At 51.0% G+C, this 24,208-nt stretch carries 28 protein-coding genes and 1 tRNA gene; 10 read left to right on the forward strand and 19 right to left on the reverse strand.

The annotated features are described in order from the left end of the window. Entirely contained in the window at positions 1–546 is a 546-nt protein-coding gene (locus BUA93_RS13160) for a hypothetical protein (RefSeq protein WP_139258089.1), read from the reverse strand. A gap of 103 nt (positions 547–649) precedes the next feature. Here BUA93_RS13160 and BUA93_RS13165 point away from each other — a divergent pair, with 103 nt between their 5' ends. From BUA93_RS13165 to sfsA, 4 genes are all read left to right on the forward strand, one after another. Next, positions 650–892: a hypothetical protein gene (locus BUA93_RS13165; RefSeq protein WP_072980142.1), complete on the forward strand. Its 243-nt coding sequence runs from the start codon at positions 650–652 to the stop codon at positions 890–892. Between the two features lie 29 nt (positions 893–921). Continuing rightward, the gene (locus BUA93_RS13170) at positions 922–1,548 is read left to right on the forward strand and encodes a hypothetical protein (RefSeq protein WP_072980144.1); all 627 of its coding nucleotides are present in this window, start codon (positions 922–924) and stop codon (positions 1,546–1,548) included. 20 nt (positions 1,549–1,568) lie between these two features. Further along, entirely contained in the window at positions 1,569–2,825 is a 1,257-nt protein-coding gene (locus BUA93_RS13175; protein WP_072980146.1) for a B12-binding domain-containing radical SAM protein, read from the forward strand. Between the two features lie 139 nt (positions 2,826–2,964). Beyond that, positions 2,965–3,684 (forward strand): DNA/RNA nuclease SfsA, encoded by a 720-nt coding sequence (gene sfsA / locus BUA93_RS13180; RefSeq protein ID WP_072980148.1) that lies wholly within the window; start codon positions 2,965–2,967, stop codon positions 3,682–3,684. 69 nt (positions 3,685–3,753) lie between these two features. Here sfsA and BUA93_RS13185 read toward each other — a convergent pair whose 3' ends face one another. The 4 genes from BUA93_RS13185 to BUA93_RS13200 all read right to left on the reverse strand — a co-directional run bounded on the left by BUA93_RS13185 (position 3,754) and on the right by BUA93_RS13200 (position 8,754). Beyond that, the gene (locus tag BUA93_RS13185) at positions 3,754–5,043 is read right to left on the reverse strand and encodes a type II toxin-antitoxin system HipA family toxin (protein WP_072980150.1); all 1,290 of its coding nucleotides are present in this window, start codon (positions 5,041–5,043) and stop codon (positions 3,754–3,756) included. Beyond that, complete coding sequence (locus BUA93_RS13190; RefSeq protein WP_072980152.1) at positions 5,040–5,393, reverse strand: helix-turn-helix domain-containing protein; 354 nt, start codon at positions 5,391–5,393, stop codon at positions 5,040–5,042. The genes BUA93_RS13185 and BUA93_RS13190 overlap by 4 nt, the downstream gene beginning before the upstream one ends. A gap of 101 nt (positions 5,394–5,494) precedes the next feature. After that, positions 5,495–7,240 carry a 1-deoxy-D-xylulose-5-phosphate synthase gene (locus tag BUA93_RS13195; protein ID WP_072980154.1) on the reverse strand — a complete coding sequence of 582 codons (1,746 nt, stop codon included), beginning with the start codon at positions 7,238–7,240 and terminating at the stop codon, positions 5,495–5,497. Between the two features lie 143 nt (positions 7,241–7,383). Next, positions 7,384–8,754 (reverse strand): anaerobic C4-dicarboxylate transporter, encoded by a 1,371-nt coding sequence (locus BUA93_RS13200; protein ID WP_072980156.1) that lies wholly within the window; start codon positions 8,752–8,754, stop codon positions 7,384–7,386. Between the two features lie 130 nt (positions 8,755–8,884). On the opposite strand from BUA93_RS13200, the gene rbr reads away from it, so the two are divergent. Beyond that, on the forward strand, positions 8,885–9,424 hold the full coding sequence (gene rbr / locus BUA93_RS13205) for a rubrerythrin (protein WP_072980158.1): 540 nt from the start codon (positions 8,885–8,887) through the stop codon (positions 9,422–9,424). 219 nt (positions 9,425–9,643) lie between these two features. On the opposite strand, the gene BUA93_RS13210 is transcribed toward rbr, so the two are convergent. After that, on the reverse strand, positions 9,644–10,405 hold the full coding sequence (locus tag BUA93_RS13210) for an FISUMP domain-containing protein (protein ID WP_175547451.1): 762 nt from the start codon (positions 10,403–10,405) through the stop codon (positions 9,644–9,646). A gap of 118 nt (positions 10,406–10,523) precedes the next feature. Continuing rightward, positions 10,524–12,158 carry an endo-1,4-beta-xylanase gene (locus BUA93_RS13215; RefSeq protein WP_175547452.1) on the reverse strand — a complete coding sequence of 545 codons (1,635 nt, stop codon included), beginning with the start codon at positions 12,156–12,158 and terminating at the stop codon, positions 10,524–10,526. 138 nt (positions 12,159–12,296) lie between these two features. Here BUA93_RS13215 and BUA93_RS16030 point away from each other — a divergent pair, with 138 nt between their 5' ends. Further along, the gene (locus BUA93_RS16030) at positions 12,297–12,476 is read left to right on the forward strand and encodes a hypothetical protein (RefSeq protein WP_139258091.1); all 180 of its coding nucleotides are present in this window, start codon (positions 12,297–12,299) and stop codon (positions 12,474–12,476) included. Between the two features lie 13 nt (positions 12,477–12,489). On the opposite strand, the gene tmk is transcribed toward BUA93_RS16030, so the two are convergent. The 12 genes from tmk to BUA93_RS13275 all read right to left on the reverse strand — a co-directional run bounded on the left by tmk (position 12,490) and on the right by BUA93_RS13275 (position 21,647). Continuing rightward, positions 12,490–13,119, reverse strand: coding sequence for a dTMP kinase (gene tmk / locus BUA93_RS13220; RefSeq protein ID WP_072980164.1), 630 nt, complete (start codon positions 13,117–13,119; stop codon positions 12,490–12,492). 179 nt (positions 13,120–13,298) lie between these two features. Then, positions 13,299–13,748 (reverse strand): hypothetical protein, encoded by a 450-nt coding sequence (locus BUA93_RS13225; RefSeq protein WP_072980165.1) that lies wholly within the window; start codon positions 13,746–13,748, stop codon positions 13,299–13,301. Between the two features lie 22 nt (positions 13,749–13,770). After that, positions 13,771–13,843: transfer RNA gene (locus tag BUA93_RS13230), tRNA-Met, on the reverse strand. A gap of 45 nt (positions 13,844–13,888) precedes the next feature. Beyond that, positions 13,889–14,632 (reverse strand): metallophosphoesterase family protein, encoded by a 744-nt coding sequence (locus BUA93_RS13235; protein ID WP_072980167.1) that lies wholly within the window; start codon positions 14,630–14,632, stop codon positions 13,889–13,891. Between the two features lie 350 nt (positions 14,633–14,982). Beyond that, positions 14,983–15,363, reverse strand: coding sequence for a bactofilin family protein (locus BUA93_RS13240; RefSeq protein WP_072980169.1), 381 nt, complete (start codon positions 15,361–15,363; stop codon positions 14,983–14,985). A 24-nt stretch (positions 15,364–15,387) separates the two neighbouring features. Next, positions 15,388–16,188 carry a M23 family metallopeptidase gene (locus tag BUA93_RS13245; protein WP_072980171.1) on the reverse strand — a complete coding sequence of 267 codons (801 nt, stop codon included), beginning with the start codon at positions 16,186–16,188 and terminating at the stop codon, positions 15,388–15,390. Between the two features lie 6 nt (positions 16,189–16,194). Continuing rightward, on the reverse strand, positions 16,195–17,235 hold the full coding sequence (locus BUA93_RS13250; protein ID WP_072980173.1) for a ParB/RepB/Spo0J family partition protein: 1,041 nt from the start codon (positions 17,233–17,235) through the stop codon (positions 16,195–16,197). Positions 17,236–17,396: 161 nt separating this feature from the next. Beyond that, positions 17,397–18,182 carry a ParA family protein gene (locus BUA93_RS13255; protein WP_072980175.1) on the reverse strand — a complete coding sequence of 262 codons (786 nt, stop codon included), beginning with the start codon at positions 18,180–18,182 and terminating at the stop codon, positions 17,397–17,399. Further along, positions 18,179–18,883 (reverse strand): 16S rRNA (guanine(527)-N(7))-methyltransferase RsmG, encoded by a 705-nt coding sequence (locus tag BUA93_RS13260; protein ID WP_072980177.1) that lies wholly within the window; start codon positions 18,881–18,883, stop codon positions 18,179–18,181. Before BUA93_RS13260 ends, BUA93_RS13255 begins: the two co-directional genes overlap by 4 nt. Positions 18,884–19,794: 911 nt before the next feature. Beyond that, complete coding sequence (locus BUA93_RS13265; RefSeq protein WP_139258093.1) at positions 19,795–20,484, reverse strand: hypothetical protein; 690 nt, start codon at positions 20,482–20,484, stop codon at positions 19,795–19,797. A gap of 443 nt (positions 20,485–20,927) precedes the next feature. After that, positions 20,928–21,317: a VOC family protein gene (locus tag BUA93_RS13270; protein ID WP_072980181.1), complete on the reverse strand. Its 390-nt coding sequence runs from the start codon at positions 21,315–21,317 to the stop codon at positions 20,928–20,930. Positions 21,318–21,329: 12 nt separating this feature from the next. Continuing rightward, positions 21,330–21,647, reverse strand: a complete 318-nt coding sequence (locus tag BUA93_RS13275) for a hypothetical protein (protein WP_072980183.1) — start codon at positions 21,645–21,647, stop codon at positions 21,330–21,332. A gap of 170 nt (positions 21,648–21,817) precedes the next feature. Between BUA93_RS13275 and BUA93_RS13280 the strand changes: the two genes are divergently transcribed. The 4 genes from BUA93_RS13280 to BUA93_RS13295 all read left to right on the forward strand — a co-directional run bounded on the left by BUA93_RS13280 (position 21,818) and on the right by BUA93_RS13295 (position 24,184). Beyond that, complete coding sequence (locus BUA93_RS13280) at positions 21,818–22,324, forward strand: O-acetyl-ADP-ribose deacetylase (protein WP_072980226.1); 507 nt, start codon at positions 21,818–21,820, stop codon at positions 22,322–22,324. Positions 22,325–22,482: 158 nt separating this feature from the next. Then, a complete protein-coding gene (locus BUA93_RS13285) occupies positions 22,483–22,881 on the forward strand; it encodes a pyridoxamine 5'-phosphate oxidase family protein (protein ID WP_072980185.1) in 399 nt (132 codons plus the stop codon). Positions 22,882–23,195: 314 nt separating this feature from the next. Further along, complete coding sequence (locus BUA93_RS13290) at positions 23,196–23,741, forward strand: glutathione peroxidase (protein WP_072980187.1); 546 nt, start codon at positions 23,196–23,198, stop codon at positions 23,739–23,741. 8 nt (positions 23,742–23,749) lie between these two features. Then, positions 23,750–24,184, forward strand: coding sequence for a MarR family winged helix-turn-helix transcriptional regulator (locus BUA93_RS13295; protein ID WP_072980189.1), 435 nt, complete (start codon positions 23,750–23,752; stop codon positions 24,182–24,184). Positions 24,185–24,208: the final 24 nt, after the last annotated feature.

Below are 24,208 nucleotides of genomic sequence, written 5' to 3' on the forward strand. Positions count from 1 at the left end.
TTACTGCTTGCATTTGAACTGAGAAACACTTTCCCACTCGGTAAGTTTCTTCTCTGTAGGGTATTGTTCCTGAAGTTTTCGCACAGCTTTTACGCAACAATCCTTGTAACTTGAATAGCTGTAGCTACTGTAAGAATTATAGTAACCGTTGGAACTACCATAAAGGCATTCGTACAGCAATGCGAATTCCTTTTCCATGGTGTAGCGTCCACCGAACTTCTTCTCGTACTTTTCAATTTCACGGTCTTTCTGTTTTACGACATCATTCAAGAGTTCTATTGATTTTTCGTTTTCTTGGATTTCCGCTCTTTGCGCTTTATATGCAACAACATACTCCTTTAACAAAGAGTCTTTTTCATAGATGACATTTTTCAAGGAATCCCAATACTCGCCATGAACATCAGCACGATCCCTGAGAACCTGTATTTCCTCATCCATGTGCTTGAGAAATCTAGCTGATTCATCATTCTCGCGTTCATAGGACAAAACGCCACCACCAATAATTCCTGCTAGGGCACAAATAGCCCCTGTTTTTACTTGACCCATAGAAGACCTCATTTCTAACCAAAAATAACTGATAAAAAAGCGATTTTAAAGGCAACATTAACGAGAAACATCATAAAACAATCATCAAAAAGGACTGAAACCTATGTCAAACCTATCAAATGACTCCAAAATCAACGAAATGTGCAATGCGATGCTAAAAAGCGGCCGATGGGCCTTGGCTCGGCACGCAAAACACCCCATTCTGCGACACATTGCCGATGGGGCGACCAAGTTCTTCATTGTCCCGTGCACGCCGAGTGACCCGCGCGCTTTTGCGAACTTCCGACGCGATTACAACCGCTATATCCGCACCTATCTCATCCAAACCGGCGTCATCATCGCCTAAACCTCAACCTTAAAAAAGGAGATTTCACCATGTCATATAGAGACGATTTTCTACAGGCTTTTCAGAATAGAGCCAAATTTGTGCCAGCTGATCAGGCTAGGGTATGCTATCAAGACTTGGCTGGGTTCGGATTAGAGCAGGCTCATCAAAATAGCCGTGATTTTCATGAGTTTACGCACCATTTTTTAAAAAGTTGGTTGTTTTATCGGGGAGAGCCAGAAAGCGCATGCCATAATGTATCTAGCAGCGCCTTGATAGCAGCCATATCGCAAGCGAATTTCGTGGAAGAGGAAGTTAGTCTGACTATTGGAGATGTGGCGTTTATGGGGGAGTGGATGTACAAAGTCAACTCGGAAAGCCTTCAGAACATTATAAAAGAAGGACGTGTGTACGGGAAAACCCTAGATTGTCATGTTTGGCTCACCTATCGTTCCAATCATGTATTTGATCTAAGTGTTCTATACAATCTTAATAAAAGGCGATGGTATAGCCTTAAGGCGGAAGAAGACCCTGTTATTTACTGGAATGATCAAAGCGAGGTGACTAAGTGGGAATTGGAATACAAGCCTCTTCTTGTGGATAATGATTTCTTTTTCCGTGTTGATGGCATGGGACCAGAAGACCCATTGGGAAAAATCTGGTTGAATAGACCGTGATAGTAAAAACGGAGGCACCCATGACTTCCCCCTTCCTTCACGTTCCGCTTCACGTGTTGCTCGTGGGCAGCAATTTCTGCCGCCCAAATGAGCCGCGCGACGCCTATGGCGCAAGTTGCCTTGTCTCTGCATTCCGGAACAGCCCGACCAATGCGGGTGATACGCTTGACGTGTTCACCAGTGACCTGAATCGCTTTCAAAAGATGAACGGCGATTTCAATATCGACTGGAATCTTGTAGCAAGCGAGGTTGTTACCAGGGCGCTCATTGGCGGGTACAACATAGTCGCGTTCAGCGTTTTCGCCTGGTGCGAAAAGATGGTCGCGCTCGCCGGCGCAGAACTTCGCCGACGTGCTCCGGGCATCTTCATCATGCTGGGCGGAGCCTCTATTTTCGGGAGCGAGGCAGAACTCCGCAGACGCTTTCCGTTCGCGGATATGTTCACGCTCAGTTATGGCGAAAAGATATTCGCGAACTTGCGCCGCTATATCAACCAGGGCGTTGCCCGCGTGATGGATTTGCCCAGGTTCGGGGATCTTGAATCCCCCTACCTTTCGGGCGCCATATCTCTTGACGGTGGCGTCAATACTGTGCGTGCAGAAACCCGCCGCGGTTGCTCTTTCCGCTGTTCGTTCTGCAAGCATCGCGATACGCTTTCGGGCAAGGTGTACCGCATCGACAATTACGAGCGTCATCTTGACGAACTCAAGTTGTTCAAGGAACGCGGCGTGAAAAAGTTGAATGTTCTGGACCCGCTCTTCAACGATTATGAAGGGCACGGGGAACAGTACCTAAAGCTGATCCGCAAGGTTGGTTTCACTGGAAAGGTTACGCTGCAGATTCGCCCGGAACTGTTGACGGAGCGCTTTATGGAAGAGGCTTCGCTGAACTCGAACGTGAGTTTCGAAATAGGCGTGCAGAGCCTTGATCCGACGGTGCTCAAGACTATTCAGCGTGGTGGCCACAAGACCGAAGCGCAACTTCGCGAGAAACTGGACCGTTGCAGGAAACTTGGTATAGCGACGATGGTCACCCTGATTTACGGGCTTCCGCGGCAGACCTACGATTCCTTCGCCCGCGATATCGGTATAGTCAAGAGCTACGGTGTCGGGAAGGTGGGGGCGTTTCCCTTGCAGGTTTACGAAGGGACGAAACTTGCCGACGACATTGGGCTGTATGGCCTCACCTTGAAAGAGGATGCGTTCGGAATCCCCGAAGTGGTCGACAATCCCACCCACGATTTCGAGAAGATGCAGAAGCTCGCGGAAACCATCTAGAAAGATATTTTCCTAACGACCAAGTAAACCCACTCCCCGGCCTTGCGCTCGGGGAGTTCTTACTTTATTACATTTTTACTCGGACGAATGTCTAAATTTGCCTAATGTCCCTGAAAAAGATGTATATTCCCTAAAAGCAATGCAGTACGGAAAAATTGTAAAGGCAACATTCGTTTCTCGGCCAAACCGCTTTATAGCCCACGTGAACATTGAGGGGCAAAAGACCGTGGTTCATGTGAAAAATACAGGCCGTTGTCGGGAACTTTTGTTACCCGGTGCGGTTGTTTACCTTGAACAGTCCACGAATCCTGCCCGCAAGACTCCTTACGACCTGATTGCGGTGGAGAAGGTTACGCCTAGAGGCACGGTTCTCGTAAACATGGACAGCCAGGCCCCCAACAAGGTGGCGGCAGAATGGATTAGAGCAAACAAGCGGCGTTTCCCAAAATTGCAGCTGGTTCGCCCTGAATACACCTTCGGGAACTCTCGGTTCGATTTCTACATCGAATTCGCGGGCCGCAAGATGTTTTTAGAAGTGAAGGGCGTCACCCTGGAGCACGATGGTTTCGCCACCTTTCCTGACGCCCCTACAGAAAGAGGAATTAAGCACCTGACGGAATTAACCCGCATAAAATCGGAACGTGTGACCGCCGAAGACGGCACTTCCTACGAATGCGGCGTCCTGTTTCTCATTCAAATGAAGGGATGCAAGCGTTTTGGCCCCGACGACAATATCCATCCTGAATTCGGCAAGGCGCTTCGAAACGCCCGGAAGGCGGGTGTGGAAATTTTTGTGATTGACTGCAAGGTTGCACCGGACAGTCTCGTAGCCGACAAGCCTGTTACACTGATTTTGTGAAGTCTATCTAAAACCCAAATTTAGGATTTTACTTTCAAAAATATACTTTAAAGACCTAATTTAGGGTCTTTAAAATTTAATTAAATTTTTCGCAACTTCCTGAACGAGTTTCTTGGGGACGTCGTTTGACTTGGAGCGTTTCTTGAAGTCTGCGAGGGCGTCTTGCACCTGCTCGAGGATTCGCTTGTAGCGCCCCTGTACGAGGCCCGCGCTTTTTGCCACTGCCTTGAAGTCGTCGAAGGTGAATTTTTCGCGTTTGCCGTTGAAGGTCATCTGGTGCGTTCCGGTCCAGCGACCGGCGGGGTTGTAGGCGTAGGTGACATCGAAGGCGGGGGCGAGCGACCAGTTGCCACGCTTGTTCATCAAGAAGCCGATGTTTTTCGTATGGTCGTCTTGATTCCTCGCACATATGTTGAATACGGCCCTGCGGTACATCTGTTCGATGTCGGCGGTGGAAAGCCCGATTTGCCTTGCGATGGCGAAGGCCTGTTCGTAACTGTACGCCCCTGCAATGTTGAAGTCGTAGTGCGCGATGGCCGTAAGCGACTGGTAGTGCAGTTTGCCGCCGTTTTCGGTGCGGTCGAAGCGGCGCGTCATGAAATGCCTATGGTCGCCGTCTTCCAGCAGGCGGCATTCCATCATCTGGATTCCCGCTTCTTTTGCGATTTGGCTGTAGGTGTATTCAAGCGCCCCGAAACCTGCCGGGTCGGCGTTTTCCTTGTCGCGGTTGTTCTCGATGTCGTCGAATTTTAGAAGCCAGTAGCCGTATCCTTCGGGGGCGCGGACTTGCCCCGAGAGCACGGTTCCTGTAGAATCGTCATAAGCGATGAGAACCTTTGCGCGGGCGCCTCCGGCAGATGTCCCGACACGGACAATCTGTTCGAACGCGTCTTTCTCGCGGAGCCTGACCTTTACTTTTTTGCGTTGGTCCAAGATGTTTGCCGCAAGGGTGCGAAGTCTTTCAATTTCGAGGGGTTCGCTCTTGACGGGGTCGGGACCCATGACGGGGTAGAACTCGAGTGCACCCATGCCGCGCGAGCCGGTGTAGCAGAGCCGTTCGAGTGCGGTAAAGCTCTTAGGGTCCCTGCCGTTCTGGACAAGCCACTGGTCGATAATCTTGTTGCCGAACTTGTCGGGAACGGAATCGGCGAATAGTCCCGGCAGCCTGCGGAAAGTGGCGGGAGAAAGGTCCGGAAAGCGGTAGATGGTGCCACCGCGTACGGGCATGGTGGCCGGCGCCGGTTCTATGCCGCTGCGTGTGAAGTCCGGAGCATATTCGAAAGAGGCGAATTCGTCTCCCTCTTTTTGGTAGAGCGCCCCGACGGTCGTTCCCCAGAGCTTAACCTCGACGGAGGTCATTTGTCCTCTCCCCATACCCAGGGCGCATTGGCGGCAGCCTTCTTCTTGCGACCGGCACGTTTGCGCTGGGGCAGCTTTTGCGATTCGCGGAGGAGCATCATGGGGCTACGGCTGTAGTCGGGAACAGTGTTGACAAGCGATTCTGCAAATCCAAATTGCAACAGTACCTTGACAAGGTGCGAGAGGCTTACGCTCTGGCCCATTTCGAGTCGCACCAATGTATTTTTGCCGATGCCCGCCTTTTCGGCGAGGGCTTCGCGCGAGAGGTCCAGGGCGATGCGGTGCGCACGGATGCGTTCGCCAAGCTCCTTGAGAGCGATTTGTTCTGTAAGCGGTGTTGTCCTGTACATGTCGACCTCCTGGATATCTATCTTAAATATACTAAATTTCTGTCTATAAAACAACCCTATAATGGGTTTTTAATTCAGAAATTGTAGTTTTAAAACCCAATTTAGGGTCTATTTAAAATATCTTCCGCAATCTGCTTGGGCGTGAGGCGGTTACGTTCCATAAGTTCGCCGTAGGACACCTTGTCGTAGAATTCCTTCTTGAGGCCCTTTACCAGAACGCGCATGTCGCTGTTGCCGTAGAAGCGTGCAATCTTTTCGCCGAAGCCTCCGTCGACCACGCCGTTTTCGAGCGTCACAACTACCTGGTGGTCGGCACGCAGGCCTTCCAACACTTCGCAGTCGATGCCTGTCGCAAATCGCGGGTTGATGATGGTGGCGTCGATTCCCTGCTTTGCAAGTTCCGCGGCGGTTTCTTCGGCAAGGGCGTAGTAGCTGCCGAGACCGATGAGCGCCACCTTGCTTCCCCGCTTATCTACTTTGTACGTATTCAACTTGGAATAGTCCTTATCGAATGGGACATTCCTATGTGCAACCCCGTTCGGTATGCGGATGGCCATCGGGTGTTCTGTCTGGTCAATCGCGTAATCCATCATGGCGATGGCCTCTTCTACGCAGGTGGGGCAAAGGTACACTAGGTTCGGGATGTTGCTCATCATCGGGATGTCGAAAATGCAGAGGTGCGTGGTGTCGTTCATGCCATCGGCGCCCGACATGGTAATGAGCAATGTGGCCGGGTTGTTGTTTGCGCACAGGTCCTGCGAAAGCTGGTCGTAGGTGCGCTGGATGAACGTGCTGTGTGTGCTGTAAATCGGCTTCGCACCACCCTTGGCAAGGCCCGAGGCGAGTGCGACGGCGTGCTCTTCGGCGATGCCCACATCAATGAATTGCTTGCCTGCTTCTTTACGGCGGTCGGCAAAGAAGCCGATGCCTGCGGGTACTGCGGAATGAATCACGACAACCTTCGGGTCCGCCTTGATTTTTTTCATCAGGTAGTCGCCGAGGATTGCGCCGTAAGATTCGCCGCTACCCCAGTTCACGATGCCGGTCGGAATGTCAAAGGGGGCTGCCCAGTGGAAGCCTTCCTTCGCGTTTTCGGCGAAGCTGTAGCCCTTGCCCTTGAGCGTGTGAATGTGCACCACCACGGGCTTTGTAGAATCCTTCACCTGCTTGAACGCGGCGATGAGCGATTCGATATCGTTACCTTGTTCTACATACAGGTAGTCAAAGCCGAGGCTCTTGAAGTAATTGTTTTCGCTCTTGCCCTGCGTGGCGCGGAGTTCTGCGAGGCTCCCGTAAAGTCCGCCGTGGTTTTCGGCGATGGACATTTCGTTATCGTTCACCACCACGATAAAGTTCGTCGCATATTCGCCGGCGTTGTCGAGGCCTTCGAATGCTTCGCCGCCGCTCAGGGAACCGTCGCCGATTACTGCAATCACGTTGCCCTTTTCGCCCTTGATATCGCGTGCGGTTGCAAGCCCAAGTGCAAGGCTCACGGAAGTCGAGGTGTGACCAATCATGAACTGGTCGTGTTCGCTTTCGCAGGGTTCGGTATATCCCGTGACGCTCCAGTACTTGTCCGGATTGAGGAAAGCTTCGGCGCGGCCTGTCAAAATTTTGTGGGTGTAACTCTGGTGGCTAACGTCGTAGACAATCTTGTCCTTGGGCGATTCAAAAACGTAATGCAATGCGATGGTCGGCTCCACGAATCCGAGGTTTGGCGCCAAGTGCCCGCCGCATTTTGAAATCTTGTTCAAAAGCGCCGTGCGAATTTCTGCCGCGAGCGCCTTGAGGCTTTCCATGTCCATCTTCTTCACATCTGCCGGGGATACAATCTTTTCTATCAGCATAAATACCGCCTTTTGGCCGGTTAAAGGGTGATTAAAAAAAGGCCCAGGTCTTGCCTGGAGTAAAATATTCGACAATAAATATACAACAAACGACCTGCGTGGAGTCGCGCAAAGTTGAAAATCTTGGTTCGTTATGAAAACAGCTAGTAGAAAATCTTCACCAGGATTGTTCCGACGATAGTTGAGACGATAACGCTCACCATGCCTGGGCGCATGAAACTGTGGTTCAATAGGTACTTGCCGATGACGGTTGTGCCCGAGCGGTCGAAGTTCACGGTCGCAATGTCCGAGGGGTAGTTCGGGATAAAGAAATACCCGTACACGCTCGGGAGCACGCCCAGGAGCACAGGGCCTTCGATGCCGAGGCTATAGGCGAGCGGGAGCATGGCAACCACCACCGCGCCCTGCGAGTTGATGAGCACACTCACCGCGAAGAACGCAAACGCGATTGCCCATGGGTAATGTTGCACGATGTCCTTGAGACCGCTCTGCATCACGTCCATGTAGTTCGCGAAGTAGGTGTCGGCGAGCCAGGCGATTCCGTAAATGGCGACGACGGCGACCATGCCGCTCTGCCACACGGCGCCCGCCACGGCCTTCTTGGAATTCGCCTTGCAGCAGATAACCATGAACGCCGCGGCCGTTATCATTACAATCTGGATGATGATGTTCATGGCGAGCGGCTTCATTTGCGCCACGCCGTCAATTACTTTACCTGTAGGGAACTTGGGGCGAATGTCGTGGCCCGCAATCTGCATAATGGAGAAGAATACGATGACGGCGAGAGCACCGAGGAAAATGAACACGGCGCGCTTCGCTTCCTTGGAGACTTCCTTGTCGAGCACGGAAGCGGTATTCCCGTACATGTATTCCTTCATCTGCGGGTCCTTGAGGCGGGCCTGGAATGCCGGGTCCTTGTCGAGGTCGAGCCCGCGCTTGTACGAGACGGCTGCCGCGGCCATGAGGCCGCAAAGGCACGCGGGAATCGTAATCGCGATGACCTGCAGGTTGTTGATGTTGAACCCGTTTGCGTTTGAGATAATCACGAACGAGGCGACGGCTGCTGCAATGGGCGAGCAGGTAATGCCCACCTGTGATGCGACGGAGGCCACGCCGCAGGGGCGTTCCGGGCGGATGCCCTTCTTGAGCGAGATGTCGCAGATAATCGGCATAAGGGTGTAAACCACGTGGCCGGTGCCCACGAGAACCGTGAGGAAGAACGTGCAGAGCGGAGCCAAAATCGTGATGTGGTTCGGATGCTTGCGCAACAGGCGCTCCGCAATCTGGATCAGCCAATCCATGCCGCCCGATGCCTGCAGAATGCCTGCGCAGGTCACCGCCGCGATGATGATGTAAATGACATCGGTAGGCGGTTTGCCGGGCTGCAGGCCGAAGCCGAGCACGAGAATCGCAAGACCGATTCCCGAAATCGCGCCAAGGGCGAGGCTCCCGTAACGCGAGCCCACGTAAAGTGCCAATAGTACAATCAAGAGCTGGATAATCATGAGGGTCATAAAAGGCCTCCTTTTTGTTTAGATATATATTATTTTGCAGAAAAAAGACTCCGATTGGACTTTTTTTTGCGTAGGACGGCCTAAAAAAATGTATATTCTTTCCGAGACACTTCAACCAAGAGAGGAATTTATGGCAAACAAGTATGCCGGAACCCAGACCGAAAAGAACCTTCAGGCCGCCTTCGCAGGCGAATCCCAGGCTCGCAACAAGTACACCTACTTTGCAAGCTGCGCCAAGAAAGAAGGTTACGAACAGATCGCTGAACTGTTCCTGAAAACCGCAGACAACGAAAAGGAACACGCCAAGCTTTGGTTCAAGGAATTGGACGGTATCGGAGACACCGCCGCGAATTTGAAGGAAGCCGCCGAAGGCGAAAACTACGAATGGACCGACATGTACGAAGGTTTCGCGAAGACTGCCGAAGAAGAAGGCTTCAAGGCTCTCGCCAACAAGTTCCGCATGGTCGCCGCAATCGAAAAGCGCCACGAAGAACGCTACCGCGCACTCCTCAAGAACGTGGAAACTGCAGCCGTGTTCGAAAAGAGCGAAGTCAAGGTGTGGGAATGCCGCAACTGCGGTCACATTGTCGTTGGCACCAAGGCTCCGGCCGCATGCCCCGTATGCGCCCACCCGCAGTCCTTCTTCGAAGTCACTGCTGAAAATTACTAGGAGCCGAGTGTCGCGTCAGACTGCTTGCAGTCTGGCATGACCGAGGCGACAAGTAATGCGCTCTGCGCAACTACTAGTCGTATGTCATCCCCGCTATACGATACTTGGCAACTTGTTGCCATAGTAGAGTTATCCCCTTTGGGGAGAAGGCGGGGATCTCCTTTTAAAGCGAACACCCCGCGATTGTATCGCGGGGTGTTTTCGTTTATGCGGAAATTTTTAGTCCTTAATGCAGCGCACGGAGAGGCCTTCGTCCTTCATGAGCGAGCCGCCGCCGAAGCCGAACATGCTCGACACGGTCCAGATGCCGACATTGCGGGGACCACCGACAACATCGCGATGGTCTTCGTCCACTGTCCAGAAAAATGCCTTTTCGCCAAGTTCCTTATAGCCGGTGAAGGATTTTTCTCCTGCAGGCAGCATCGCAAATCCGAAATCGTCCGTTGCCGGGTAATACGATTCGTTCGGCCACGCACCCTTGGCGCGGACAACCGCACCTTCGTCGTTGCTCTGTTCGATGGCGTAATTCGATACGAAGTCGTAGAAATCGCTCCATTCCGCCTCGGATGGCATGTGGAATCCTTCGGGGCAGTTGCCGCGCTGCACCCCGGTCAGGTTCGCGTACTCAGTCTGGTAGGATTTATCAATTCCCATCGCCGCCGTCCAGCTGTACAGGCGGCCGTACTTGTCGCAGTTTTCGGGCTTGTCTTCGTAGCACCAGCTGGCATCCTTGATGTTGCAGGAAAAGTAGTTCAAATTTTCCGCCATCCAGACCTGCGACCCGACAGTCGTTATCTTGTAGATTTTTCCATCGCGATTGTCACAAATAGTGCCCGCTTCAAGTGTTTCGGGACACTCCGCCTGGATGGCATCGGTGCAAGGCGCGTTTGTACCGCCGTTGCCGCCGTTGTCGCTGGCCGAGGTGGAATCGTCGCAGGCGGTGAATGCCAAGGCGAAAGTCAGGGCGCATGTAGCTGCCATTTTATAAGAACTCTTCATTGTTTCCTCACTTAGGTTTATTTGCTCATAATAGAAAAAAATGCCCCCGCGTGGGAGCATCTTCAAATAATTCTAAGCTCTAAGTTCTACCGACTAAGCTCTACTTCAACTCAACCATTTCGGACTTGCCATCGACAGTTACTTTGTACTTGCCGGGGTAGCCGCGGAACTTCACGACACCGTTTTCGTCGGCCTTGAACGTTCCGTTGGTGGTCCACACCTTGTGCCACAAGTCATAGATGAGCTTGGCGGCAGGCTTTTCGCGGCCATCAGCAGCGATGATGCCTCCGTTCTTGACCCAGTGGCGGTTATCCCAGAAACCCCACAGCACAATGCCTTCTACCGCCGGGTGGCTGAATGCGATGCGCAGGAACATTTCATAGCGGCGGGCCTGTTCGTCTTCGCCGAAGTACATGCCCTTCTGCCAGTCGCCAAAGTCAAGTTCGGTCACCTTGATGGGGAGGCCGAGGGAGCCGAGCTTGTCGAAACGGGCCTTAATGAAGGCCGGATTCAACTGACGGTCGCCAAAGTGGCACTGCACGCCGATGCCGTGTACGGGAACCTTGCGGTCGAGCATTCCCTTGACGATATCGTAAAGGCGGTCGGTTTCACCCGCGACGATTACGTTGTATTCATTGATGAAGAGTCGCGCATCGGGGTCGGCACGGTGCGCCCATACGTGAGCGGAATCCAGCAGATCCCAGCCGCACTTGTTGAACACAAACGGTTCGTGGAAGACTTCGTTCCATACATCGTATTCCTTGATGCGGCCCTTGTATTCCTTCATGTCGCGGTCGATGCGGGCCTTGAGTTTCTGGCCGATTTCCTTGCAGCTACCCTTGAGACTGAAATGCTTGTCGTAGCCGTAACCCTGGATACCCCACATAAGGGTGTGAGCGCGGAATCCCCAGTTGTAGTCCTTCACGTAATCGAGGTACTGCTTGAATTCATCGCGGCGGATCTTGCCCTTCTTGGGTTCGTATTCCGGCCACTTGAACTGGTTTTCGGGAACGCCGTACCAGAAATACTTATTGGCAGTCTTGCGGTACCACTGTTCTACGCTGTCCTTGGAGGGGTAAAGCGCGAGGGCCGTACCGAACGGGAACGCATGGCGCATGAGCTCCACCTTCACCTGGGCACCCGGCGTCGCCTTCACGGTCAATTCCTTTTTGCGCAGGCTGTCGATGCGTGCGGCGGAATTGTTGTACCAGGTCATGTCATCCATGCCTTCAACCTTCTCGATCTCGACATCGTCCATCTGCATCCAGCCCTTGGCAAGACCCACGTGGAACGTGACGTTATTCAGGCCGTAGCCTTTCTGATCGGCAAGGAAGGTCATGGAAAAAGTCTTCCAGTCCTTGGTCAGCATGAACGAGGCGCTTTCTTTCTGACGGTAGTCGGGAGGCCCGCCTTGGATAATCGCGTTGATGGGCATGTTGCCTTTCGCCTTGAAAGTGAGCGTGTAGTAGGCGGAATCGGCAAGCCACTTGGGCGGCTGCAACTGGAGTCCCCACGACGGATTCGGAAGATCGGTCACGGTAATCTTTACGCCTTCGCTGCCATCGACGCCGAGGCCCATCACCCCGATTTGCTGTTCGAACTTGGCAGGACCATCGGGGTTATTCCAGACATACCAACCGCCGTCGCCATAAGACAAGTCGCCGTTGGTGAGCAGAGGTTCAGCAAACAATGCCGCAGAGCCTACGGCACACATTGTCAAGATTTTTTTGAACATAATCATCCCTTTTCGTCTTTCCGGTTCGCACTTCGGCATCGGAATGACGCAACCAATTTAACTTTCAAAGTAGAAAATAAATTGTTTTTTCAAGGGGTGGTATAGAAAAAGCGCCAATTTTGTATACCGGTGTATCAAGTGTTCGTAAGTATGGATTCCGTCGGTCTTATGACCTCCAGAATGACATGCAACACAATGGACTTCGGCGACCAGGTGAAACGCAGGAGTGATTCCAGGATGGATTCCGTCGGCCTTACAGACCTCCAGAATGACATGCTTCGCAATGGGCTTCGGCGACCAGGTGAAACGCAGGAGTGATTCCAGGATGAATTTACAAACGGGACTTGATTAACTTGTACAAATCGGCGAATACCTTATCGGGTTCGCGATCGGAATTGACAACCGCAACGCAGTCGCTGTAGTCACGGGCCGCGGCCAAGTAGCCTTGGCGCACCCGCTCGAAAAAGTCGGCCTTCTCGCTCTCCAGTCGATCGGGTGCCTCGCCCCGCCTTGCGGTGCGAGCGCGGCTCGCCTCCACCGTCAGGTCCAGCACCACCGTCAGTTCGGGGAAGCACCCTCCGCAAGTGATTTCCGTAAGGCGCTGCACCAGCTCGGTGCCCAGTCCGCGAGCATACCCCTGATACGCAAAGGTGCTCCATGCGAAACGGTCGGCGATCACGATCTTGCCTGCATCGAGCGCCGGCTGAATCACCTCGTGAATCACCTGGGCACGCGCCGCGTTGTACAGCAGAAGTTCCGTCTTGTCACCCATGATTCCCTTGAACGCAGGATCCAACAGAAGTTCGCGGATACCTTCGGAAATTTTCGCACCGCCCGGTTCACGCAGCTTCACCACCGAATAACCTTCGCTGGTGAGCACTTCAATCAGCTTGTCGATCTGCGTCGACTTTCCGGAACCGTCGATTCCCTCGAGACTAAAAAAATGTTTCGCCGTCTGCATACTACCGCAAATTAAAAAAATTGAATGCAGTTTTTTTCATTTTAGGCACACCAGTACAGGTCAAATGCACACACATCGCCATTTTAGCCTGTACCAAGCCAAAAAAAGATGCAAAAAAAAGGACTGCCTTTCAGCAATCCTATAACCTAATACCCGCAGTCTAAAATTAATTAGCGGTCTTAATTAGCGGTCTTGAGGCCCGCGTTTTCGAAGGTGGCCTTATTCTTCGGATCAGGGAGCGCGACCTTGGTAATCCAGTTGTATTCGGCAATGCCGGCGAGACCGACGCGTGCGCAAAGCTGGTCGCGGGCCACGTTGTAGGCATTCAGAATCTGGATTTTTTCGGTATCGTTGGTCGCCTTGTCTATACGTTCGGACCAACGCACTCCCAGTTCCACGAGGGCGGCACTCGCCTTCACGTAGTACTTCGCCTTTTCGGCGGTAATCACGGAGGTGGCGGGAGCGGTAAAGGAATCGACCTTCACGATAGGAGCGGTCTTCGGAGCAGACGACTGCACCTGGGTCATTTCAGGAACATCCTGGTCCGCGCTATCGCAAGCAGTGAACACTGCCGCTACGAAAAAAGAGGCGATCATCAATAACGCCACTTTTAGGATTCGTCTTGACATATCAGCCTCTTTTTCAAAATACTAGCGGCTTGTGGGCTCGAACCACAGACCTGCGGATTATGATTCCGACGCTCTACCAACTGAGCTAAGCCGCCAAATTTTTCCCAAATTTAGTCAAATAGTTTTAAAATTTCAAGGGGTTATTCAAAATAAACTTCAGTTTCTACAAAATTTTTTCCCCATTCAATCACATGCCAGCCCGGAGAGGCACTTTGCAAGTTAAAATAGGGCATATTCGGGTCAATCTGCATCTGTGTCGAAGGTGCCACGTGAACAATCTGCCTACCCATGTTCACTTCGAACTGGGCATGGTAATGTCCCGTGAAAATATGCGTCAGGTTCGGGATTGCGGAAAGCGTCTCCTGGACTTCCACCATGTTCCTCAGGTGGTAGCGCAAGTCCATAAAGCGGTGACCGCAGAAACAGGGAGGATGGTGCATAAACAGGATGACTTCATCCTGGACCTTGGCCGTTTCGGCCCTGAGCCATTCGAGCTGCTCGCTCGAGACATCGCCACAGGCGCTATCCAGGAAAAAGATGCTCCTGCCCAAAAGATCGTAACGGTAGTAGCACTTGCCGTTGTGGACCTTGCCTTCCAGGTCGAAGAACTTTTCCATGACCTCGATACGGTCGTGGTTTCCCGGGATAATGCACACGGGAACAGGATAGCTCTTGATGAAATCGGCAAAATAACTGTAGGCGCCGGGTTCGGCATCCTCGTTTGCCAGGTCGCCAGATAGCACAAGCAGATCCAGGTCCGTCATGGACTTAGATTCTATCGCCTTGCGGAAGTTGGCGCGGACATCGATGCCCTGCACCAGACTTTCGTCTTCTCCGATGTGCATATCGGAAATTTGACCTATCTTTAATACCTTGGACGACATTTTGTCTGTATAATATAACTTTTAAACAACAGATGGAAGCGCGATTTTACAACTTTATTGCAAAATGTGACCTAAATCATGCCCAAAAAGCGAATTTCGTCACAATTTTTAACATCTGATTGTCTATTCCCTGTGAATTGATATTGAAAACTGAGGTTCAACACTTATCAACATTGAAAAAAGTGGACAGATTTAAAGTTTTCAACATTTATAGTCAATAATTTTAAATCTGTAACTTTTTGACCATCATAAAGTTATGAATCCGTTTCCACAATTCTATCCACTATTCACTCAACCAATTACTATTACTATTTATATAAATATACGGAAAATAATAGTATAGGTGTGAATTAGAGATTGATCTCCTTCTTGGGAGCGGGGGCGGGCTTTTCACCTGCATTTCTGAGACCCATCTGGCAGTTACCCTGGAAAATGGCACCTTCCTGGATAATGAGCTGCTTGGTCTTGATGTTGCCGACGAACTGGGAGGAGCTCTCGAGGATGAGCTTTTCGCTCACGTCGATGTTGCCCTTGACCGTACCCGCGATAACGGCGGTAGTCGTCTTGATTTCGGCTTCAACCAGGCCCTGGCGTTCCACGATGAGCTCGCCTTCGATGGAGATGCTTCCGTTGATGGTGCCGGCGACACGGACGTCGCTCTTGCCGCTGATGTCGCCCTTGATGGTCACGCTATGACCGATCTGAGTGATTTCCTGTTCTTTTGTAGCCATTTTTTCCTCTTGGTTTGTAAATGCTTAATAGTTTATAAACAGTTCCGGGTCCATTTCCTTGCCGTTCTGCGTAATGGTGTAATGCAGGTGCGGTGCGCTGGAGTTTCCGGTATTGCCGACGGTCCCGATAATTTCACCCTTGCCGACGGTGCGGCCCTTGCGGGTACGGATATCCTTCAGGTGTGAATAACTTGTCACATACCCGTTCTGGTGGTTGATAACAATCGTGTTCCCGAGTTCATCCTTGGATCCGGCGAATTCCACGATGCCGCTACCCGACGCGAAGACGGGGTCGCCCGGTTGCGCCGAAAAGTCGGTGCCCAGGTGGTCGTTTTCCTCGCTGAATTTCTTGCTCACGATTCCGACGACAGGTATCACGTTCGGGATATGTTCCAGACGGATCTTTTCTTCCATCGGTTTCCAGCCGTTGATCCCTTCGTAGTCGACGTTGATCTTTTCGGAGGGCGTATGGGCGAAACGGTTCTTGTCGATCAGGCTGTTGATCTTGTTGGAATCGTTCTCGATGAAGGTACCGAGGATATTCTGGATGCGTTCTTCCAGGACCCAGAGCGAATCAATTCGCGAGAAAAGTTCCTCGTAGTTTGCGTTCTGCTTTACGAGCTGGGCGTTCGCCGTGCGGATTTTTTCGTAGTTTACGAGCGTGTGCCCGATACGGGCCGCATTATAAATAATGAAACCCGCCGCGACTACAACTACGACCAGGAAAATCTTGAGCAGCGTGAACCACTTGGTGTTGACGCGGTACTTCTTGATTTCCTTGGAATCTTCCGGGATAATCTGGACGATGTAGTACTTGCCTTTCATTTTCGCCTATCGGTTTTCCATGAGTTCTTGGATTCGGGTGAGGTCGTCCATGGAATAATAGTTAATAACGATAGTACCCCTGGATTGGTTGGAAGCGCTGGGGTTCAGTTGCACCTTGGTACCGAAGAATGTTTCGAGGCGGGACTCGAACTGTTTCATGTCGGCGCTGAGTTCCGGCTTAGGCTTGGCTTCGACTTCGGGCTTGTGGACTTCCGGCTGTTCGTCAGCTTCCACTTCGGCAGACTGCGACGATTCATCAGGTCCCTGAGCCTGTCGAAGGGCCGGATCTTCTCCCCTAGCAATCGCCTCGATCTGGCGGACGTTCAGGCCTTCTTCGATGACGCGCTTCGCGACTTCTTCGGGATTTTCGATCTTGTCGCTGCAAAGGGCGCGTGCGGCACCGCCGGAAATTTTTCCTTCCTCTATCCACAAAAGGACTACTTCCGGGAGCTTGAGGAGACGGAGACTGTTGGTAATTGCAGAGCGGGACTTGCTCACAATTTTGGACAGGTCTTCGTGCGTGTAACCGTGATTGTCAATTAATTGTTGATAGGAACGGGCCACTTCGACCGGGTTCAGGTCGACACGTTGAATATTTTCGATAAGAGCCCATTCGGCCATCGCCTTGTCGCCCACATTTTCGTAAACCTGGGCCTTGATGGTCGGGAGTCCGGCGAGCCTGGTGGCGCGGGTACGGCGTTCACCGCTAATCAGCTGGTAACGGTCGCCAACCTTGCGGACGACGATTGCCTGGATAAGCCCGTGCTGCTCGATGGATTCGGCGAGTTCCACCAGTTCGTCGTCGCTGAAAATCTTGCGCGGCTGGAACGGGTTCGGGTCGATGAGTTCTACGTTCAGTTCAACAATCTTTTCGGAGTTGTCAACAGCGGCAGAATTAGCGGCATTGTTTTGCGCACTATTTTCGACGGATTGTGAATTGTTTTCACCGGGCTGTGTGGACTGTTGAATTTCGGATGCTCCCGGAGCGAAATGATCCTTAAGGATATCGGAAAGGCTGCGACCCAGTGCTAAAGACTTTTTACCCATAATAATTTAGTTGTCAGTTAGAAGTAGAGAGTGACACGAATGTGTCATCCTGGAGCGTAGCGACGGGAACCAGTATTGGATTTCCCCTGAAGGTCATGCGCACTAAGATACAAGTACCTATGTGCTGTCTGGCCTCCCTTCGCTCGAGAATGACTAGTAACTTATTTTCCCTTATTTAGTATTTCCTCGGCGAGTTTCATGTAGGCCTGCGCACCGCTGCTCTGCACATCGTAAAGGATGGCGGGCTTGCCGTGGCTCGGTGCTTCGGAGAGTTTCACGTTTCTCGGGATCATTGCCTGGAACACGGTATCGCTCAGGTTGTCACGGACTTCTTCGGCGACCTGCTTGCAGAGGCTCAGGCGGGAATCGTACATGGTGAGCAATGCACCTTCGATTTTCAAGTTGGCGTTCAGGTTCTTCTGGACCTCGCGGATCGTCTTGAAAAGTTCGGTCATTCCCTGCAGGGCGTAGTATTCGCACTGCACCGGAATCAGAACGCTGGTGGCGGCGGTAAGCACGTTCAGCGTCAAAAGGTTCAGACTCGGGGGTGCGTCGATGATGATGAATTCGAAAGCCTGCTTGAGAACATTCATCACGCGTTCGAGACGATGTTCGCGGCTCATGGCGTTCACCAGTTCAATTTCCATGACGGCAAGATCCGGTCCGGAAGTGATGACCTTGAGGTAGTCGAGGCTCGTGTCGAGGATAGCTTCCTTGATATTGTCGTAGGTAATATTGTCCGGATTGTCGGCCATGTTCAGGACTTCGTGGATATCCACATCCTGCATCTCGTTGTAGCCGAGACCCTGCGACGCGTTACCCTGCGGGTCCATGTCGATAAGGAGAGTCTTCTTTTCCAATGCGGCATAACTGGCAGCCAGGTTCACGGCTGTCGTGGTCTTGCCCACGCCACCTTTCTGGTTGCAGACTGCTATCACTTTACTCATTCATTACCTCGAGTGACTAAGGCGTAAACTTGTTCTTCCTGCGGGAGTGCATATTTATATATGTGTACTTCCGGATTTGATTCCAGGTGAACAATATTGTTGAAACTTTTCAGCGTGATGAATTTACCGCCACGCTTGAGTCCCGGCTGGGCACGTTCCCAGTCGTTTTCGAAAGTCGAGAGTGCGCGGCAACTCACAAAATCCAGATAGGCAAGTCCCGAAGTTTCGAAGCGCTTGCCCACGACGGTCAAGTTCTTGAGACCGAGTTTTTCCTTGGCGAAGTTCATGAACTCCACGCGCATGTGGCGGGGTTCGACGGCAAAGAATTCTACTTCGGGCATCACGATGGCCAGCGGGAAAATCGGGCAACCTGCACCGGCACCCATATCGGCCCACTTACAGGTGTGGGGTATGAGGTCGCTCCCTTCGGTCGCTTTGAGGAGTGAGGAATTCGGAGTTGAATTGTCTTGCAATCCACCCTTCACTATATATATATAGGGAACGAGGGAATCTGCGATGTGGCGGCTCAAAAATTTTTCGGAGTCCTTTGCCGAAATCAGGTTGCCGAACTGCTTGGTGTTTACCACCAAGTCCGCAAAATCATAAAGCTTGCCCAGAACATCTTCGGACAGCTGCACACCATGTTCCGCTAGGAACTGGTTCAAGAGATTCTGCTGATTTTTGTTTTCTCTGTAATTCAATGAAAACCTAAAAATTTGAATTCGGTGAAAACAACATCTTTTAGATGTTGGGACTTTGACTAGGTCAAAGTCCTACACCCTGCGGTTCTCAAATAAAAATGTGCAAGCACATTTTTGCTTGGAAACCTTGGTTGTGTTTCACGTGGAACATTTTTGATAGAACATTCCGAACATAATTTAGTATTATGATTTGTGAATACAAGAAAAAAGGGCGGGCGCCCTTTCACTTTTTAAAAATATCCGTGGATAAGTTTTTGATAAATGTGGATTTTGTGTGAATAGGATTCACACTTCTTAAGAAAATCAGAATAATTCTTTTATTTGCGGGAGGGCGGATAGCACTTAGCACTTTTAGTGCTTAGTGCGCATGGTCTTCGTAAGGAGAGAACCCAGCTCGGAGTTGACGCCTATGGCGTCCGTGGCTTCATTCGGTCATATCGACAAATGAATTTGTCAATGCGACACTCATTTGCACACTTATGCGAAGGCCGCACGGTTCCCTCCCTGCACCCTCCCATTCCTGGCGCAAGCGCCAACCTTACGGCTCAGCCATGACCATACAAGTATGGCCACGGCACTCGCCTTGATCGGTTGTGGCCGACGCAGCCAGGCTCGTCCAGACATTGAGCATTTTTTGATATTGATTGTATTCCACGCAAATGTTGGGACACTTCGTGTCCTACCTTAATCGGCTCGGAAATATATACGAAACTCGAAACTTTAGTTTCGTAGTTGAGTTATCCTCTGCGGGGAGAAACAAGCTTGCTTGTTTCTGCTTCACTCGCCTCATAAGGTTTCACGTGGAACACAACCGAGGTCAGAAAGCGAAAAAATGCTTGCATTTTTTCATTTGCTGACCGATGGGTGTAGGACTTTGACAAAGTCAAAGTCCCAACATGGTGAGGTGAGTGTTACTTCCTATAATATATAGTGGTATATTCATTTCCGCCCATGCAGGGGCCGGGGGCTTTGAAGTACTTTTTGTGGTCGAACTTGATTGATTTCTGGATGAGGGTGTTTCCCTTCATTTCATATTCGTAGGTGTCGATGATGAATCCTTTGTCACTTTTCCGGCTGCACTTGCTTTCGTTGTTCGGGTCGCGGTATGTTTTTAAATTCCTGGGAACCCAGTTGTTGACTTCGTAAATGGTATCGTTTTTGAGGTAGAATATCTGATGCTGTTCATTGTCATTATCGATATAGACGGAATCTTTTCCGCGGTAGACCGTAAAGTGCCATCCGTCTTTCAGAGATTTCCAGTCGTATTTCGTGACCTTGCCGACCTTGGTGGAGTCGATTTCCCAATCGGGAATGTAGGTGGATCTTTTTTCGACATTGCGGGCAAGGCAAGATTGGTACAGGTTCATACTGTCGAGGTAATTGCCTGTCCAGTGATATTTGATGGTATAGACCAGCCCGTTTTGCTCCTGATAGAGACTATCCGGCAACGTTTCGCCGGGCATGATGAGGGCGTGATCCTGAAAGTCCGTTGCGAAATAATCAAACGTGTGTCGGATGCAATCAACCGAATGGGCATTCAAAAATGCCATAATAACTATGATGAATGATACCTTAAGTTTCACGTGGAACATTCTCCTCATATCACTTAATATAGTTTTTAAATGAAAAGAAATGCAGGGAGGGCGGACAGCACTTAGCACTTTTAGTGTTTAGTGCGCATGGTCTTCGTAAGGAGAGAACCCAACTCGGAGTTGACGCCTATGGCGTCCGTGGCTTCATTCGGTCATATCGGCAAATGAATTTGCCGATGCGACACTCATTTGCACACTTTTGCGAAAGGCCGCCTTGGCCGACGCAGCCAGGCTCGTCTAGACGATGAACATTTTTGATGTTGATTATATTCCTCGCATAAAAAATGTTAGAGCTCCCAACATTGCAAGGTGAATAAAACATTGAACTTCATTTTGACAATCTTTGTCAGGGTAATGAAGCTATATTAAAAGTGAACGTCTTTTAGGGAAGCTTTTATGTGTTGCTCTCTTGTTGCTGCAATCTTTTTAGTAATGCTATTTATAATGTGGTACTAGATAGTAATCTCTACCCTATTGCCTTCGGGATCGAGGACGACGCTTTCATAGTACCCATCGCCGGTGGTCCGGGGCTCCCCTAACACCCGAATATCGTCATCGGACATTTGCCGGGTGAGTCGGTCTACCTCTTCTTTTGAACCGACCGAAAAGGAAAGATGGACAAAACCGAGATGTTCTTCATTTGCGTTACCTGTTGTTAGACAGATGTCGGGGCGGTGCATCACCTCCAACCGGGCGCCACTTTCGAAGGTGACGAATCGACTAGTGAACTGCTTTGCCGGATTGTGGTAAATCGGGTGAACTACCCCGCCGAAATACTTTCGGTAGAATTCGCAGACCTTGTCGATGTCTTTCGCCCAGATGGCGACGTGTTCAATTTTCATTCTTTTAGAACCTTACGGCTGGCCACGAAAGCAAAGGGAATTGGCGCTTGCCCCTTTTGAAAGGATTGTTTCGGTGGCGCAAATTCCTGTCATTATCAAGGAACTCTTGAAATCGAAACCGCTATGGCTTTTTCCTCTGGTTGGTTCCGTTGTCGGTTCCTCCTCTTTTTGAGGAGCGTCTATCGGAGCCGATTCGTCGCCATAGTTGACCCTGAATACAAGGGCACTATCGATTTTCGGAATGCTTTCCGTTTTTTTTGGAGGCAGGAGTTGCGCACTTGACAATGCCACCATCGTTATAACGATAAATGTGAATATTTGAAATTTCATAGACTAACCTCCAATAATTCTAATATATAAAAAATTGTTGTTAAAGTTCCACGTGAAACATTTTTCAATTTATTCTGTTGCATCAGTTCCTTTGGATTCTATCGTTGCACTCCAGAATGACATTCCTGACTGCGAATAGCTAATTATCTATATTATTCTTGGAGGTCAATATGATTGAGATTGAAGTTATCCAGGGCGACATCACCAAGCTGACTGTAGATGCGATTGTGAATGCAGCAAACTGTTCGCTTTTAGGTGGTGGCGGTGTCGATGGCGCCATTCATCGGGCGGCAGGTCCGGAACTCTTGAGGGCGTGCATCCCCCTGAACGGATGCGAGACGGGCAAGGCGAAAATCACCCCCGGGTTCAGGCTTCCGGCGAAGTTTGTGATCCATATTCCGGGGCCAGTTTATCGGGATGGTCAACATGGCGAACCTGCACTTTTGGAATCTTGCTATAAAAGCTGTCTCGATTTGGCCGAGGAGAACGGCTGCGAGACGGTCGCCTTCCCCGCTATTTCTTGTGGAGTTTATGGCTACCCCTGGGAAGCCGCTACCGAGATTGCCGTGAAGACGGTTCGGGACTTCCCGGCGCAAAAAGTCAAGAAGGTCATTTTCTGCTGTTTTGGCGAGGAGATGGAAAAATTGTATAGAGAAACAGTAGGCAGTAGACGGTAAGAAGGGGTTGAGACGAGATGAATTCATTCGTGATTTAAGGCGCTTTGTCGAAATCATTGGAGTTTTCACTGGTCATTACCTACTATTTTTGTATATTTAATTCAAGTAGAAAGCCGGAGAATGTCCGGTATGAATTGTTTTAAAAAAGGAAGATTCTCATGGAAGAAGTCGTAAAATTTCTCAAGGATTGCGGTGCGTATTTCCTCGCGACGGCCGACGGTGACCAGCCGCGTGTTCGCCCGTTCGGTACCGCCAACATTTTCGAGGGCAAGCTCTATATCCAGACCGGCAAGTCCAAGGACTGTTCCAAGCAGATCCAGAAGAATGGCAAGGTCGAAATCTGCGCGATGAACAAGGCCGGTAACGAATGGGTCCGCGTCGCCGGAACACTCGTCCGCGACGACCGCCGCGAACCGAAGGTCGACATGCTGGAGCACTACCCCGAGCTCAAGTCGATGTACTCCCCCGACGACGACAATACCGAAACGCTCTACTTCAAGGATGCGACCGCTACGTTCTACAGCTTCACTGCGGCTCCGCGTACCGTGAAGTTTTAACGAAAAAGTTCCGCCTGCATATTCCGCGGCGGAAACAAAAAACCAAAATTTATTAACAGTCCACCTCTAGTCTTTGGGGGTGGATATTTTTAATGTTAATAAAATGTTTATATTATGTATGTATTTTGAACGGATATCAACAATTTGGTCCTGTATTGATGCGTTGCATGGGGAAACAAAAGAGATCCGCAAAAAAAATCATATTTTTTGCTTTCCCCTATTGTTTTTTTGAATTAAATTTTATAAAATTAGATTGTACACAATTAAATACGGTGCAACCAAGCGCCGACATCCATAAAAAACGGAGGCTCATCATGGCAACCATCTACGATTTCACGCTCACCGACGGCAAGGGCAACCAGGTCCCGCTCGCAAACTTCAAGGGCAAGGTGATGCTCATCGTGAACACCGCGACCGGCTGCGGCTTTACCCCGCATTACAAGCCCATCGAACAGATGTATTCCGATTTCCACGACAAGGGCTTCGAAGTCATCGACATTCCCTGCAACCAGTTCAAGGGCCAGACCCCCGGCACCGACGACGAAATCCACGAATTCTGCACGCTCAACTACGGCACCGAATTCCCGCAGATGAAAAAGTCCGACGTGAACGGCCCCGACGAGCTGCCGCTCTACACCTACCTGAAATCGCAGAAGGGTTTCGAAGGTTTCGGCTTTGGCGCGAAGGCCGCCGCCATGGCACTCTTGCTCAAGACCATCGACAAGGATTACAAGAAAAATCCCGACATCAAGTGGAACTTCACCAAGTTCGTCGTGGACCGCGAAGGCAACGTGGTCGCGCGCTTCGAACCCACCGCCGACATGGACGCCGTGCGCGCCTGCGTCGAAAAGTTGCTCTAGGAGCTGCCATGGACTGCCCCCAGCTAAAACTCGAAAACCAGCTGTGCTTTCCGCTGTATGCCGCGTCCAAGGAGATCACGCGCCGCTACGCCCCGTACCTGGAACCGCTCGACCTCACGTACACGCAGTACATCGTGATGCTCGTGCTGTGGGAAGAAAAGAAGTGCAACGTCTCGGAACTCGGCAAGAAGCTGTTCCTTGATTCCGGGACGCTCACCCCGCTCCTGAAAAAGCTCGAGGCCAAGGGCTACATCCAGCGCACCCGCGAACAGAGCGACGAGCGCTGCCTTTCCGTGAGCCTCACCGCCGAAGGCGAATCGCTCAAGTGCAAGGCCGCGGGCGTCCCCAAGTCCATGGCCAGCTGCGTCAACCTCTCCGACACTGAAGCAAAGACGCTTTACACCCTGCTGTATAAAGTGCTGGAAGGGTTCACGGCAGAATAAATACAAGTTCACAAGTCTCCTCAA

Origin of the sequence: Fibrobacter sp. UWH4, assembly GCF_900142475.1 — a bacterium.
Classification (GTDB): Bacteria; Fibrobacterota; Fibrobacteria; order Fibrobacterales; family Fibrobacteraceae; genus Fibrobacter.